The sequence below is a fragment of the Natrialba asiatica DSM 12278 genome (genome assembly GCF_000337555.1).
In the GTDB taxonomy this organism is placed as follows: domain Archaea; phylum Halobacteriota; class Halobacteria; order Halobacteriales; family Natrialbaceae; genus Natrialba; species Natrialba asiatica.
Genome location: NZ_AOIO01000030.1, coordinates 40,300 through 53,664 on the forward strand (window position 1 = coordinate 40,300; position 13,365 = coordinate 53,664).

13 protein-coding genes are annotated in these 13,365 nt (G+C 63.4%); 6 read left to right on the forward strand and 7 right to left on the reverse strand.

Annotated features, from left to right (window positions below):
* Window positions 1-53: 53 nt before the first annotated feature.
* Entirely contained in the window at window positions 54-224 is a 171-nt protein-coding gene (locus C481_RS22205; RefSeq protein ID WP_006109417.1) for a hypothetical protein, read from the reverse strand.
* A gap of 322 nt (window positions 225-546) precedes the next feature.
* Between C481_RS22205 and C481_RS11680 the strand changes: the two genes are divergently transcribed.
* Together C481_RS11680 and C481_RS11685 are read left to right on the forward strand one after the other, a co-directional pair.
* Window positions 547-900 carry a DUF555 domain-containing protein gene (locus C481_RS11680; RefSeq protein WP_006109419.1) on the forward strand — a complete coding sequence of 118 codons (354 nt, stop codon included), beginning with the start codon at window positions 547-549 and terminating at the stop codon, window positions 898-900.
* Between the two features lie 77 nt (window positions 901-977).
* Window positions 978-1,517: a CBS domain-containing protein gene (locus C481_RS11685; RefSeq protein ID WP_006109420.1), complete on the forward strand. Its 540-nt coding sequence runs from the start codon at window positions 978-980 to the stop codon at window positions 1,515-1,517.
* An 82-nt stretch (window positions 1,518-1,599) separates the two neighbouring features.
* Here C481_RS11685 and C481_RS11690 read toward each other — a convergent pair whose 3' ends face one another.
* The gene (locus tag C481_RS11690) at window positions 1,600-2,013 is read right to left on the reverse strand and encodes a helix-turn-helix transcriptional regulator (protein WP_006109421.1); all 414 of its coding nucleotides are present in this window, start codon (window positions 2,011-2,013) and stop codon (window positions 1,600-1,602) included.
* Between the two features lie 220 nt (window positions 2,014-2,233).
* Here C481_RS11690 and C481_RS11695 point away from each other — a divergent pair, with 220 nt between their 5' ends.
* Window positions 2,234-2,788 (forward strand): hypothetical protein, encoded by a 555-nt coding sequence (locus C481_RS11695; protein ID WP_006109422.1) that lies wholly within the window; start codon window positions 2,234-2,236, stop codon window positions 2,786-2,788.
* 10 nt (window positions 2,789-2,798) lie between these two features.
* Here the strand turns inward: C481_RS11695 and C481_RS11700 are convergent, their stop codons facing one another.
* From C481_RS11700 to C481_RS11710, 3 genes are all read right to left on the reverse strand, one after another.
* A complete protein-coding gene (locus C481_RS11700) occupies window positions 2,799-3,779 on the reverse strand; it encodes an aldo/keto reductase (protein WP_006109423.1) in 981 nt (326 codons plus the stop codon).
* A gap of 92 nt (window positions 3,780-3,871) precedes the next feature.
* Window positions 3,872-4,333: a hypothetical protein gene (locus tag C481_RS11705; protein ID WP_006109424.1), complete on the reverse strand. Its 462-nt coding sequence runs from the start codon at window positions 4,331-4,333 to the stop codon at window positions 3,872-3,874.
* A complete protein-coding gene (locus C481_RS11710) occupies window positions 4,330-6,843 on the reverse strand; it encodes a penicillin acylase family protein (RefSeq protein ID WP_006109425.1) in 2,514 nt (837 codons plus the stop codon). Before C481_RS11710 ends, C481_RS11705 begins: the two co-directional genes overlap by 4 nt.
* Before the next feature lie 239 nt (window positions 6,844-7,082).
* Between C481_RS11710 and C481_RS11715 the strand changes: the two genes are divergently transcribed.
* A complete protein-coding gene (locus C481_RS11715; protein ID WP_006109426.1) occupies window positions 7,083-7,439 on the forward strand; it encodes a winged helix-turn-helix transcriptional regulator in 357 nt (118 codons plus the stop codon).
* A gap of 20 nt (window positions 7,440-7,459) precedes the next feature.
* Here the strand turns inward: C481_RS11715 and C481_RS11720 are convergent, their stop codons facing one another.
* Entirely contained in the window at window positions 7,460-7,906 is a 447-nt protein-coding gene (locus C481_RS11720; protein WP_006109427.1) for a UPF0179 family protein, read from the reverse strand.
* Window positions 7,907-7,951: 45 nt separating this feature from the next.
* Window positions 7,952-8,395, reverse strand: coding sequence for a DUF5820 family protein (locus C481_RS11725; RefSeq protein ID WP_006109428.1), 444 nt, complete (start codon window positions 8,393-8,395; stop codon window positions 7,952-7,954).
* 550 nt (window positions 8,396-8,945) lie between these two features.
* On the opposite strand from C481_RS11725, the gene C481_RS11730 reads away from it, so the two are divergent.
* Both C481_RS11730 and C481_RS11735 read left to right on the forward strand, forming a co-directional pair.
* On the forward strand, window positions 8,946-11,018 hold the full coding sequence (locus tag C481_RS11730) for a PrkA family serine protein kinase (protein ID WP_006109429.1): 2,073 nt from the start codon (window positions 8,946-8,948) through the stop codon (window positions 11,016-11,018).
* 1 nt (window position 11,019) lies between these two features.
* The gene (locus C481_RS11735) at window positions 11,020-13,305 is read left to right on the forward strand and encodes a PrkA family serine protein kinase (RefSeq protein ID WP_006109430.1); all 2,286 of its coding nucleotides are present in this window, start codon (window positions 11,020-11,022) and stop codon (window positions 13,303-13,305) included.
* Window positions 13,306-13,365: the final 60 nt, after the last annotated feature.

Sequence of the window (13,365 nt, forward strand, 5' to 3'; positions counted from 1 at the left end):
CGCGTCGCTACCGAGTGCAGGCGTACGGTCGAGCAAACGAGTTCAGCGAGTAATCAGGGTTGGGTGGCGTCGTAAGCGGTTTCGACGGTGTCGATGAGTCGGTGGATGGGCAGCGTGATTCCGGCCTGGCGGGCGGCGATTGCGAGCGGCATTGCGACGATACCGGTCACGATACAGAGTTGGTACAGTGCGAACAGCGTTGCGCGGTACACGCGGGATATCATCAGCGTTCAGTCGTGGGTCAGACGGAGGTGATATATAAGCGTTTGTAAGCTGGAAAAATCATAACGTTTGTTAATCCCAGATGGGGGCGACGTCGTCTTGCGATTCAAAATCACTTTCAGTCCGAGCAACTGAACCTGTACCCGACCCGACATCCGGCTATGCAGGCGGGAATCGACTAGCTCAATTCGCATAACTTACAGGGATGATCGAATTCGCGTGCGCGCCGAGGCGCTGGCACACGCGGTAAGCAACACTCGCGCGGTTGCTCTCCGGTCAGCATCGAACCGCAAGACAGGAAACCCCCCGGACCGACCAGGAAATATGGGCAATTACCTCGTCGCGATGGAAGCAGCATGGCTCGTTCGGGATGTCGACGCGATCGACGACGCGATCGGCGTCGCGGTCAGCGAAGCCGGCAAGCGCCTCAACAGCGAAGATATGGACTACGTCGAAGTCGAAGTCGGCGCGACGGGCTGTCCCGCATGCGGTGAGCCCTTCGATTCGGCGTTCGTCGCAGCCGAAACCGCGCTCGTCGGCCTCGCTCTCGAGATGGAAGTCTTCAACGCCGACGGCGAGGAACACGCCTCCCGCATCGCAAAGAGCGAAGTCGGCGGCGCGCTCCGAGACGTCCCCCTCTCCGTCGTCGAAATCATCGAGGTCCCCGAGGACGAATAGCCCCCGCGACACCCCGCTTCGGACGCGGACCGCCAGCCACCCAAAGGACTTTCTATAACCCCTGGTTATCCACCGGTATGGAACTTCCCACGCCCGCGGACCTCCGCCAGCGCCGGACCGAACTCGAGTTAACCCAGAGTGAACTCGCCGACAAGGCCGAGGTCTCTCAGCCGCTGATCGCCCGGATCGAAGGCGGAGACGTCGACCCCCGCCTCTCGACGCTTCGACGGATCGTCAACGCACTGGAGAAAGCCGAAAGCGACGTAGTTCGCGCGGCGGACCTGATGAACGAGGCCGTCGTGAATGTGTCGCCGGACGATCCCGTTACGGAAGCCGCACGCAAGATGGAAGAAGAAGCCTACTCGCAACTCGCCGTGATTCAGGACGGCATTCCCGTCGGTTCGATCAGTCAAAGCGGCCTCGTCCACCTGGACGCTGCGGCCCGTGATGAGCCGATCGCGGACCACATGAGCGAGAGTTTCCCGACCGTCTCGAAGGACGCGACGCTCGACGAGATCAGTAATCTACTGGAGCACTACAAGGCCGTCATGATCACCGAAGCCGGCGAGACGGTCGGCATCATCACCGAGGCGGACATCGCCTCGCGGTTCTCCTGAGCCCTGTCACCAAGCCCTCCAGATCTGCGGTCGCACCCGGCCGAGGGCGACTGTGCGCTGAACGGCGCGATTCGACCGCCGCTCACTCGACAGACGGCCGCGGCGCGCTCTCGTACCGTTGCATCTTCGCCGATTTATCGGAAATCGTCTCGTACAGGTGTTGGAGCGTCTCCTCCGCGGCGAGCAGATTGTGTTCGTCGAGGAACTGCCGCCCCTCGGCAGTAAGCCTGTAAAATTTCCACGGATACCCCTGCTGGCGCTCGTCTTCGGTCAGTTCCACCGCTTCGAGCATTCCGGCCTCGATCAGTTTCTGGACGTGTTTGTAAACGGTCGCCTCGCTAACGCTCGGATTCAACTGCTCGAGTTCGTACATCGAGGGGAGTTGCTCGGGGTGTTGCAGTACGTTCATGAGCAGTGCAAATCGCGTTTCTTGGGTGACGAAGTGAAGGAGTTCGCGGGTGTTCGGTCCCTCGGACGTGCCGAGCCGGGTACTCATACGGCGGGCTACGTGCTGGGACACCAAGTAAGTTACTCTGGAGTAAATCACTCGCGGGTAAGATACTGAACTCGTCGAATTCCGATTGATTTCCGATACTTGTGTCCCACGTTATCGGTCTTTCGGGCCTCTATTGCCACTTTCTCGATCGAGCACAAAGAATCGGAAAATCGGAAACGACCCGGAAACTACTATGGTCGATTGCCGAAACTCATTGCACATGACAGACTCACAGCCGGCTGTCCCCGAGGCGGTCCTCACGAGTGCCTACGAGCGACTCGACCGGGAGGACATCTCACTCGCGGACAACGAGGCCATCTTGCACTCGCTGAGCGAGCTGACGCCGATCTACGAGAGCGACCGCTCCTATTTCGTCCTCGGTAGCTACGACCGCGAACCGATCCGGCGGCTCAACCTCGTCGTCGACCGGTTGAATCGACGATCCGATGCCTACGCGTTCCGGATGGTCGACGTTCGCGGCGAGTGGGAAAACGGGATTCAGAAGTTTTGCCTTATCGCGGATCTCGTCACGCACGTGGTCGGCGTCGCCGAGAAGGAGCCGAGCGACTTCCTCGTCGAACAGGGGCTGCTCGCCGGCACGTCAGAGTTCTTCGAGAAGAGTCACGTCCTCAAGCGCGAGTACCCGGACGGCGAGGACGACCACCCCTTCGGTTGGATGCAGGACGGCGTCTTCGAGCTGCTCGAGTCGGAGGGGCGACTCCACCGCTGGGAAACCGAGGCGGAACTGGTCGCCGCCGCCGAGGAACTTCCGTAATCGAGTGCAGTTACGAGTGGCCCGACACGGGAACCGGTTCGTACGGCTCCTCGAGATAGGCCATGTCGGACGCCGACAGCGAGATATCGAGCGCGTCGACGGCCTGTTCCAGGTGTTCGACGCTGGTCGTGCCGACGATCGGCGCGTCGACCCAGTCCTTGTGGAGCAGCCAGGCAAGGGCGATCTGTGCCATCGTGACGCCCTTTTCGGCGGCGAGTTCGGCGACGCGCTCGTTGATTTCGGGGCCGCCGCCCTCTCGGTAGGGGTGGTCGTACAGGTACTCTTCCGTCTTGCCGCGCGTCGTCGCGTCGATGTCCTCGTGGGGACGCGTGAGGTAGCCGCGGGCGAGCGGCGACCAGGGGAGGACGCCCACGTTTTCTTTCGCACAGAGCGGCAGCATCTCGCGTTCTTCCTCGCGGTAGACGAGGTTGTAGTGGTTCTGCATCGTGGCGAACCGGTCGAGTCCGAGTCGGTCGCTCGCGTGCAGCGATTCGGCGAACTGGTGGGCCCACATCGAGGAGGCACCGACGTACCGAACGTGGCCGCGGCGGACGGCGTCGTCGAGCGCGCGCATGGTCGTCTCGATCGGCGTGTCGTCGTCCCAGCGGTGGATCTGGTAGAGATCGATCGCGTCCACGCCGAGGCGCTCGCGACTGGCGGCGAGTTCCTGTTCGATCGCCTTTCGCGAGAGCCCGCCCGAGTTCAGGTCGTCGTCGCGCATCTGGAAGTAGGTCTTCGTCGCGATGACGGCCGCATCGCGGTAGTCGAACTCGGCGAGTGCGTCGCCCAGGATGCGCTCGGATTCGCCCCGCGAGTACATGTTGGCGGTATCGAAGAAGTTGATCCCGAGGTCGATGGCGCGCTCGATGATCTCCGTGCTTTCCGATTCTTCGAGCACCCACTCGCGCCAGTCGCTCGACCCGAAGCTCATGCAGCCGAGACAGAGGCGGCTGACCTCCATGCCGGTGTTTCCAAGCGTCGTGTACTCCATATGCGAGGATCGACGAGCGGGAAGAAAACAGTTCTGTCGGGGTTCGGGACTGCGACCGTCGCCGATTATCGTCCCGGGAGTCGCCACACAGGCTAGACGAGCCCCCGAACCAACGAGCCGAGCATCGGCAGCCCGATCGCACTGCCGACGGTGAGATAGACGACCGGCCGCATCTCGAGAACCGTCGCGGTCGCGCCGCCCAGACTGACGACGAAGAGCCCGAGGGCGACCAGTCCGAAGCCGGCCGCCGTGGCGAGCGCGCGCCACGGGCTCGCGGAGACGAGACCCACGAGCGCGCCCGCGAGAACGAGCCCGAACCAGTGGAGCCACGCGAGCGCGAGTCCGATGACGGTCGTCAGGGCGATCGCGACGGCTCGCTGGCGTGGATCGGCTCTCACGGCTTCAAGCCGGCGACCGAGTTCGGCGACGAGCGATCGGTTCCCCCCGTCTGCATCGGTGCCGGTGTCGGCGTCTGTGTCGGTATCGTCGGCGGCGGTGGCAACCGCCGTCGGTTCCGATGCGGCGCGGTCGCCGTCAGCCGAGCCGGCGTTCATGAGCCGTCCTCCACGAACGAGACGTCCGCCTCGCCGTCGTCGACCGTCCGATCCATCGCTTTCTGCTCGCCGTTTCGCCACCGGTCGAACTGATCGTCGTAGTGCTCGGAGAAGTAGTCGCCCGAGTTCCCGCCGGGGAGAATCGCCGTCGCGCCGCCGCCGGGTTCGACGACCATCCGCCAGCTCGAGCCGACGGCCGAGTCGACGCGGTAGTTTTTGACCGTCGCCCGCGACCCGTCGGCTGGCTCCGTCTCGTAGTCCAGAAACGGCGCTTCGACGCCGAACGGATGCTCGATCGCCCGCGTCGAGTTCCAGTCGCCGTACGCGTCCCAGCCCTCCTCGTCGAGTTCGTCTCGCGTCGTCTCGAGCGCGGCGATCATCGTCTCGGCCCGCGAGCGCTCGGCGAAGAACTCGCCGTCCGCCGGCAGCGTCGCCACGACCCAATCGTTCGGATAGTACGAGTCGTCCAGTCCCGCGTCGTCGAACGCGGGTTCGAAGAGTTCTCGCCGGTAGTGCTCGATCCAGCGGGCGAAGACGAGCGCGCCGCGGGAGTCGCGGTCCATGCGGTAGTCCCACGATTCGAGGGCCTCGCGGGCGTTCGCGAGCCCGGTCGTCTCGCTCGCTCGAACGGCGTCTACGAGGGCGGGAACGAGCTGCGCTGCCCGCTCGTCGTACGCGTCGTCCTGAAGGGTGCGATGAAAGTCGAGATCGGTCGGCTCGCCGCCGCCGACGCGCTCGTCGAGTCGCTCATAGATCCGCTGCCCGCGGTAGGGGGTCGCGTAGCCGGTCCCGACGTAGTGGGTCGGGTCGTCGGTCACGCGCTGGTTTGCCGTCGCGAGTATATCGGGATCGATGACGTGCGGTTTCTCCTCGAACGGGACGAATCCGTCCCAGGAGGATTCGCCGAAGGGAGTGAAACCGTCCCACTCCCCCTCGCCCGCGGAACCGTCGAAGATTCGGTTCCCGGCTACCGCCTCGCCGTCGACCTCCCGAATCGGGAGCTTGCCCGTCGCGTAGTACATCGTCCGCCCCTCGGCGTCCGCGTAGACGAGGTTCTGCGTCGGCAGGTCGAACTTTCGGGTTGACTCGAGCACGTCGTCGAGGCCGTCGCTCCGGCCGAACTCGTAGATCGCCTCGGTCGTCCGGGTCGCCGTGTGGCCGGTCCAGGCGACGCCGACGGTTTGGCCCTCCCGCTCGAGGACCGGCCCGTGAACCGTCTTCCTGACAGTTATCGTGCGGTTCTTGCCCCCTGCGACGGCGAGTTCGCGTTCCTCGGTCTCGAACTCGCGCCACTCATCCTCGTAGCGGTAGCGCTCGCCTGCTTCGTCGAACTCGTACTCGTAGCAGTCGAGTACGTCCGCGCCGACGTTGGTGAACGACCAGACGCCGCTATCGTTGGTTCCGGCGATGACGAACGGGACGCCGGGAAAGGTCGCCCCGCGAACCGAGGCGTCGGCGGTCTCGACGTGTTGCTCGTACCACAGCGGCGGCGTCATCAGGGTGAGATGCGGGTCGTAGGCGACGATCGGGGTTCCGCTCTCGGTGTGCTCGCCGGAGACGACCCAGCTGTTCGAACCGACGCCCGGCGGCGACTCGAATGTCGACAGCCAGTTCAGAAGCGCCGGGCCGACGGCGGCAGTGTGCTCGGCAGCAGTATTGCTGTCGGTGTCGGATGCAGTCTCGGACTGTCGGAGTCGGTCCACAGCGTTCGCAGCATCGCCCTCGGTTCCGGTATGGGTCGCCGCTTCGCTTCCATTTTCGCGCTCCGTCTCGCCGTCACCGCGTTCGTCCGCATCCAGTCGCTCCCCCTCGACCGCGTCCCGAAGAATCGGCACGTCGTGATCCAGCCGCTCCGGATAGAGTTCAGCTGCGGTTTCCTCGCCGAGTCGATCCGCGAGCAGCGCCTGCCGCAACTCGGCGAAGGAGCCGGTTAGATCCCACGAGATCTGTTTTTCCATCAGCATCGAATCGACCGGCGTCCACGGCTCCGGCTCGGCCCCGAGCAGTTCGAACTCGAGGGGGAGCTGCTCGTCTTCGATCACCGCGTTGACGCCGTCCGCGTAGGCCTCGATCAGCGGCCCGGCCGGCGTCTCGGAAACGTGTTCCCAGGTCGCCTCGGCCGCCCCCGCGAAGTCCATCGCGATGTGAAACTCGTCGTCCTCGACGGTCGACTCGCCGACGAGTTCGGAAACCTGTCCGCGCATGACCCGCCGCTGGAGGTCGAGCTGGAAGAGCCGATCGAACGCCTGCGCGTAGCCGACGGTGAAGTACGCCGCCGCCTCGTCGTCGGCCGCGACCGTCGGCACGCCGAACTCGTCGTGACGGACGCTGGCCTCGCCGTAGGGGCTCTCGACGGTGTCCGGGAGCGACCGATCCGCCGCGTCCCAGGCGTCGCCCGAGAGCGGTGCGAACTGATCGAGCAACTCCCGGGCAGACGTCAACGTGAGCCCGCCAACGCCGGCAGCTAACGCACCGGCCAGGACGCCCCGACGCGTGGTATCAGCCTGCACATCCGATACCTGTTGCTAGTGGTACATAACTGTCCCGTTGGGACGATTCTCCGGGGAGTGTGACGGTCGCGGTGCCACTGTGCATCAGAATTCGGCCGTTTCCAGCCGATATGCGTGCTGAACTCGACTGTCGTCGGTCCGACGAGACTCGTGAACTCGGCCGGGCAGCGGTAACGCCACGTTAGCTAGTTCGTTTCCGAACTGCTATAGTACTCCACGCCGTAGGGACTGCAAATCGAATGTCTTCCCAGCAAATCGATACCCGCGAAACCGACGCCGGCGCCTGCTCAGTCATCGAATCGCTCGAACAGATCGGCTCCCAGTGGCGACTGGCCGTCCTCCACGAACTGCTCTCGGGCGAACAGCGGTTCAACGAACTCAAGCGCTCGACCGGCGCGAACGCACGAACGCTCTCGCGCGTCCTCGACGATCTCGGCGAGACGGGCTTCGTCGAGCGCCGCATCGAGGAGGACGCCCCGATCGCGACCTATTACAGTCTCACCGACAAGGGCGAATCACTCGAGCCGGTGTTCGACGAAATCGAGTGTTGGGCCGGTACCTGGCTCGACGACGAGTCTGTACAAGAACAGAACTAACCGGACGATGCCGACCGCGTTTAGTCCTCCTGTTCGAGTTCAACGAACTGGAGCGACCGGTCGAGGTGACAGTCGTCGTGTGGCGGGTCGCCGAGCATCTCGCTGATCCGGTACTCCTCGTCGAAGGCGGCACCGTCGGGCTCGCAGAACTCGTGGCTCGGGCACTCGACGTACGGACAGGGGCCGGCGAGACTCGCCTTACTTCCGGCGAACGCGCCCTTGGTCGGGATGTTCGCGCGCACGGGCACGGGTTCGACTTCGACGGCGCGGACGCCGCCGTCGTGCATCGCACACTCGAGCGTCTGTGCGTTCTCGCGAACCGACGTGATGCGGTAGGTCGTCCCCGTCGAGAGGTTGAGACACTGGCTCCGGTACGGACAGCCGGCACAGCCGTCGGCCTCGCCCTGATAGATGAACTCGGTTCCCGGTTCGGCGAGTCGGGAGCCGACGAGCGTGACAGTAGACATAGCAGTGATTACTCGACACTCGCGGTTAAGCCTCACGTCCCGCCGTCAGGATCGATCGCTGAACGCTTCCTCACTCTCGCGCTCGCCGGCGGGCTCGCGTCCGGTGAACTCGTCGAGTCGCGCGAAGTACTGTTCGCGCGGGACCTGATAGCAGTCTCTGTAATCGATTTCACCCGCGTCGAACTGCTGTGCGAGTTCGAGCGCGGCCGAGAGCGCGTCGGATCGCGTTGAAAATTGGGCGCCGCCGTCGAGGGTGATTTCGGGTTCGAGATAGAGGGTAACGTACCAGTCGTTCCGGCCGGTCGTGTCGGTTGGATTCTGGCCGGGACGACGCGTGCGCCTGCCGTGGGTGAGATACAGCGTCGGGAGACAGGGGGCGGGGAGATCGCTGCCGTTGAAGATATCGGGACGGTACGCCAGGACGAGGCGGCCGTCCTCGCCCTCGGCCCAGATGTCCCAGGAATCGGGGAGCGCTGCGAGATCGGTCATAGTGAGGGTAGGAGAACCGTCCCTAAATCTCCGTCGTCGCCGAGCGCTGAGTAAGGTTTCAGTTACTGCAACGAACCCGACTGTTGATACCTGTAGACATATCAGGTCAGGTACCGAAGCGCGCGCGAGTGAACCACGGCAATGCAGGCAGGTCATTTACGTCGCTCGGCACGAACTGTGGTCCACGATACCATTCGTCTCTAGAGAATAGTGGCAGATATATCCTGTAATAATCTCCTAATAAATACCTTTTGGGGCCAACGTTAAGTATCTGGATTACTCACTCATTAAATACTATCGGTATCCGTCCGTCGGACCGATTCACCCCACGCCCACCCTGGTACGTTGCCCACGCTTCTAGACGTGGTCACCGTCCATCGGTGAGTGGTGAGGGTTCACACATGACACAAAAAGCCGCTGTCGCCCGCACGGGTATGCCCTCTTCGAGAGCCCCCGTCTCGTTCCGGAGGGTAGCCGCGACGCCGAGGGTTGGCGATCGGATCGACTCTCGGCTCACGACCGACGGGGATCCACAACTGGCAATGATACAATGACCGGTGACATCGAGACACTCGAGCAACTCAGCACGGAGTACAAGGAATCGATGCCCGCGGACCTACGGGAGACCAAGTCTTTCGACTGGTACCTACAAGCGGTGTACGACGACCCGAAGATCACCCGGAACGCCCACCAGCGCGTTGCGGATATGTTCGACTACTACGGGACGACTTACGACGAGACCGAAGGCGTCGTCGAGTACCAGTTGGCCAGCGAGGACCCGTTGAACGACGGTGAGAACACCTTCTACGGGACCGTGATCCACCAGTCGATCCACGAGTTCGTCAACAAGGTGAAGTCGGGAGCCAGACGGTTGGGACCGGAACGCCGGATCAAACTCCTACTCGGCCCGGTCGGCTCGGGGAAGTCCCACTTCGATAAGCAGGTTCGGGAGTACTTCGAGGACTACACGATGCACGAGGAGGGGCGGATGTACACCTTCCGGTGGACCAACCTCTGTGATGTCATCAAAGACCAGGACCCCGCCGACGATACGGTTCGGTCGCCGATGAACCAGGACCCGCTGGTTCTGTTGCCGTACGAACAGCGCCAGCGGGTGATCGACGATGTCAACGAGCGCCTGGATGCGCCGTACACCATCCAAAACGAGCAGTCGCTCGATCCGGAGAGCGAGTTCTACATGGACAAACTGCTCGCGTACTACGACGACGACCTCCAGCAGGTGTTAGAGAACCACGTCGAGATCATCCGCTTCGTCGCCGACGAGAACAAACGGCAGGGACTGGAGACCTTCGAGCCGAAGGACAAGAAGAATCAGGACGAAACGGAGTTGACGGGCGACGTTAACTACTCGAAGATCGCCATCTACGGCGAATCGGACCCGCGCGCGTTCGATTACTCGGGGGCGTTCTGTAACGCGAACCGCGGCATCTTCTCCGGGGAGGAGTTGCTCAAACTCCAGCGCGAGTTCCTCTACGACTTCCTGCACGCGACCCAGGAGCAGACGATCAAGCCGAAGAACAACCCGCGGATCGACATCGACCAGGTGATCGTCGGCCGGACGAACATGCCCGAGTACAAGGACAAGAAGGGCGACGAGAAGATGGAAGCGTTCAACGACCGCACCAAGCGGATCGACTTCCCGTACGTCCTGTCCTACGAGGACGAGTCCCAGATCTACCAGAAGATGCTGAACAACGCCGACGTGCCGGACATCAACGTCGAGCCACACACCCTGGAGATGGCCGGCCTGTTCGGCGTCCTCACCCGTATCGAGGAGCCGGACGCCGAGACGGTCGACCTCCTCTCGAAGGTCAAAGCCTACAACGGCGAAATCGACGAGGGCGACGACATCGACATCAAGAAGCTCCGCGAAGAGGCGGAGCAGACGGCCGAAATCGGCGAGGGGATGGTCGGCATCTCGCCGCGGTTCATCGGCGACGAGATCGCGGAGGCGATCATGGACTCCAAACACCGCTCTCGCGGCTTCCTTTCGCCGCTGACGGTGTTCAACTTCTTCGAGGAGAACCTGGAACACCACGGCTCGATTCCCGAAGATAACTTCGAGACCTACTACCGCTACCTCGAGACGGTCCGCGAGGAGTACAAAGAACGCGCCATCGAGGACGTGCGCCACGCGCTGGCCTACGATCTGGACGAGATCCAGCGCCAGGGCGAAAAGTACATGGACCACGTGATGGCCTACATCGACGACGACACGATCGAGGACGAACTCACCGGGCGCGAGCAGGAACCAGACGAGACGTTCCTGCGCTCGGTCGAGGAGAAACTCGACATCCCCGAAGACCGCAAAGAGGACTTCCGCCAGGAGGTCTCGAACTGGGTCAGCCGCAGGGCCCGCGAGGGCGAGGCCTTCAACCCGCAGGACAACGAGCGCCTGCGCCGCGCCCTCGAACGCAAGCTCTGGGAGGACAAGAAGCACAACATCAACTTCTCGGCGCTGGTGTCGGCCAACGAGTTCGACGACGACGAGCGCTCGGCGTGGATCGACGCGCTGATGGAACAGGGCTACTCCGAGGGCGGCGCAAAGGAAGTGCTCGAGTTCGCCGGCGCGGAGGTCGCCAAAGCCGAGATGGAAGACTAACATGACCGGACACGACTACGTCACCGAGGCCGATCGCGAACTCGAAGAGACCTACGAGGAGCCGATGAGTCTCGCGGCGTACGTCGACCGGATTTTCGAGAACCCGACGATCGCCTCGCACGCGTCGAAGTACCTGCTCGAGGCGATCGAAGCCGCCGGGACGCGAGCGGTGGTCGAGGAGGGCGAGGAGAAAGAGCGCTATCGCTTCTTCGACGACCCGCACAACGACGGCGAGCACGCGATTCTCGGTAACACGGAGGTGTTGAACGGGTTCGTCGACGACCTCCGGTCGATCGCCGCGGGTCGCGGCAAGGACGAGAAGATCATCTGGTTCGAGGGCCCGACGGCGACGGGCAAGTCGGAACTCAAGCGGTGTCTCGTCAACGGCCTCCGGGAGTACTCGAAGACGCCCGACGGGCGACGCTACACCGTCGAGTGGAACGTCACCACCGCCGAGACGGGCGACCGCGGCCTGAGCTACGGCGTCGATCCGACCGCCGGCGACGACCAGAACTGGTACGAAAGCCCCGTCCAGGCCCACCCGCTGTCGGTGTTCCCCGAGCAAGTCCGCTCGCAGTTGCTCGCGGATCTGAACGCTGAACTCGGCGACCACGTCCCCGTCCGGATCGACACCGAACTCGATCCGTTCTCGCGGGAAGCGTACGAGTTCTTGGAAGAGCGGTACCGTCGGGAGGGCAGCGACGATCTCTTCTCGGCGATCGCCGACGACGAGCACCTCCGCGTGAAAAATTACGTCGTCGACCACGGGCAGGGCGTCGGCGTCTTGCACTCGGAGGACGAGGGCCGCCCGAAGGAACGACTCGTCGGCTCCTGGATGCACGGGATGCTCCAGGAACTCGACTCGCGAGGCCGGAAGAACCCGCAGGCCTTTAGCTACGACGGGGTGCTGTCGCAGGGCAACGGCGTCCTCACCATCGTCGAGGACGCGGCCCAGCACGCCGACCTCCTCCAGAAGTTGCTGAACGTCCCCGACGAGCAGTCCGTCAAACTGGACAAGGGGATCGGGATGGACGTCGACACGCAGCTGCTGATCATCTCGAATCCCGATCTGGAGGCCCAGCTCAACCAGCACGCCGACCGGAACGGCATGGACCCCCTGAAAGCGCTCAAGCGCCGCCTCGACAAACACCGCTTTGGCTACCTGACCAACCTGAGTCTCGAAACCGAACTCATCCGCCGCGAACTGGCGAACGAGACGGAAATCTGGGAGGCCGAGAGCTACGACGAACTCGAAGCGCGCATCCGCGAGCCGATAACGACGACGATCAAGGGTCAGGACGGCGAAACGCGAACCCGCGAGTTCGCCCCGCACGCGATCGAGGCGGCGGCGCTGTACGCGGTCGTCACGCGCCTGGACGAGGAGAACCTGCCCAACGGGCTCGACCTGGTCGACAAGGCGCTGATCTACGATCAGGGATTCCTCCAGGAGGGCGACACGCGCCGGGAGAAAGACGAGTTCGACTTCGACGACGACGGCAACGACGGCGATCACGGCATTCCGGTCACGTACACGCGCGATACGCTCGCGGAGTTGCTCCAGACCGAGCGGGACCGCCACCACGCCGAACTCGGCGTCGAGAACGTGGTTATGCCGCGCGACGTGTTGAACTCGATGGCCGAAGGGATGGCGAACGCGCCGGTCTTCTCGACGGGCGAACGCTCGGAGTTCGAGAACCGCGTCGTGCCGGTCAAGAACTACGTCTTCGACCAGCAGGAGTCGGACGTTATCGAGGCGATCATGCACGAGAAACGCGTCGACGAGGAGACCGTCGCCGAGTACGTCGAACACGTCTACGCCTGGGAGACCGACGAGCCGCTGTACAACGACCGCGGCGAAGAGGTCGAGCCGGACCCGCTGAAGATGAAGCTGTTCGAGATCGAGCACCTCGGGCGGTTCTCCGAGGACGAATACCAGGGCAATCTTCCCAGAGAGAGCGTCAGGAACTTCCGCCGGGAGAAGGTGATCACGTCGCTGAACCGCCACGCGTGGGAGCACCGCGACGAGGACTTCTCGGCGGCGAACGTCGACCTGACGGCGATTCCGGTCATCAAGAGCGTCCTCGAGAGCCACGACTGGGACGACGTCAGCCGGACCTTCGAGGACTTCGACCCGCGCCAGTGGGACGACCCGCCGAGCGGGACCGAGACGGCCGCCGTCAAGGAGTCGACGATCGAGACAATGGTCTCGGAGTTCGACTACTCGGCGGCGTCGGCCGAACTGACCAGCAGACACGTCATGGGACAGGTGAGCTACCGATGGGATTGACTGCCGAACACGACCGCAAACACGACCACGACCACGATCACGACCACGAACGTGAGGCGG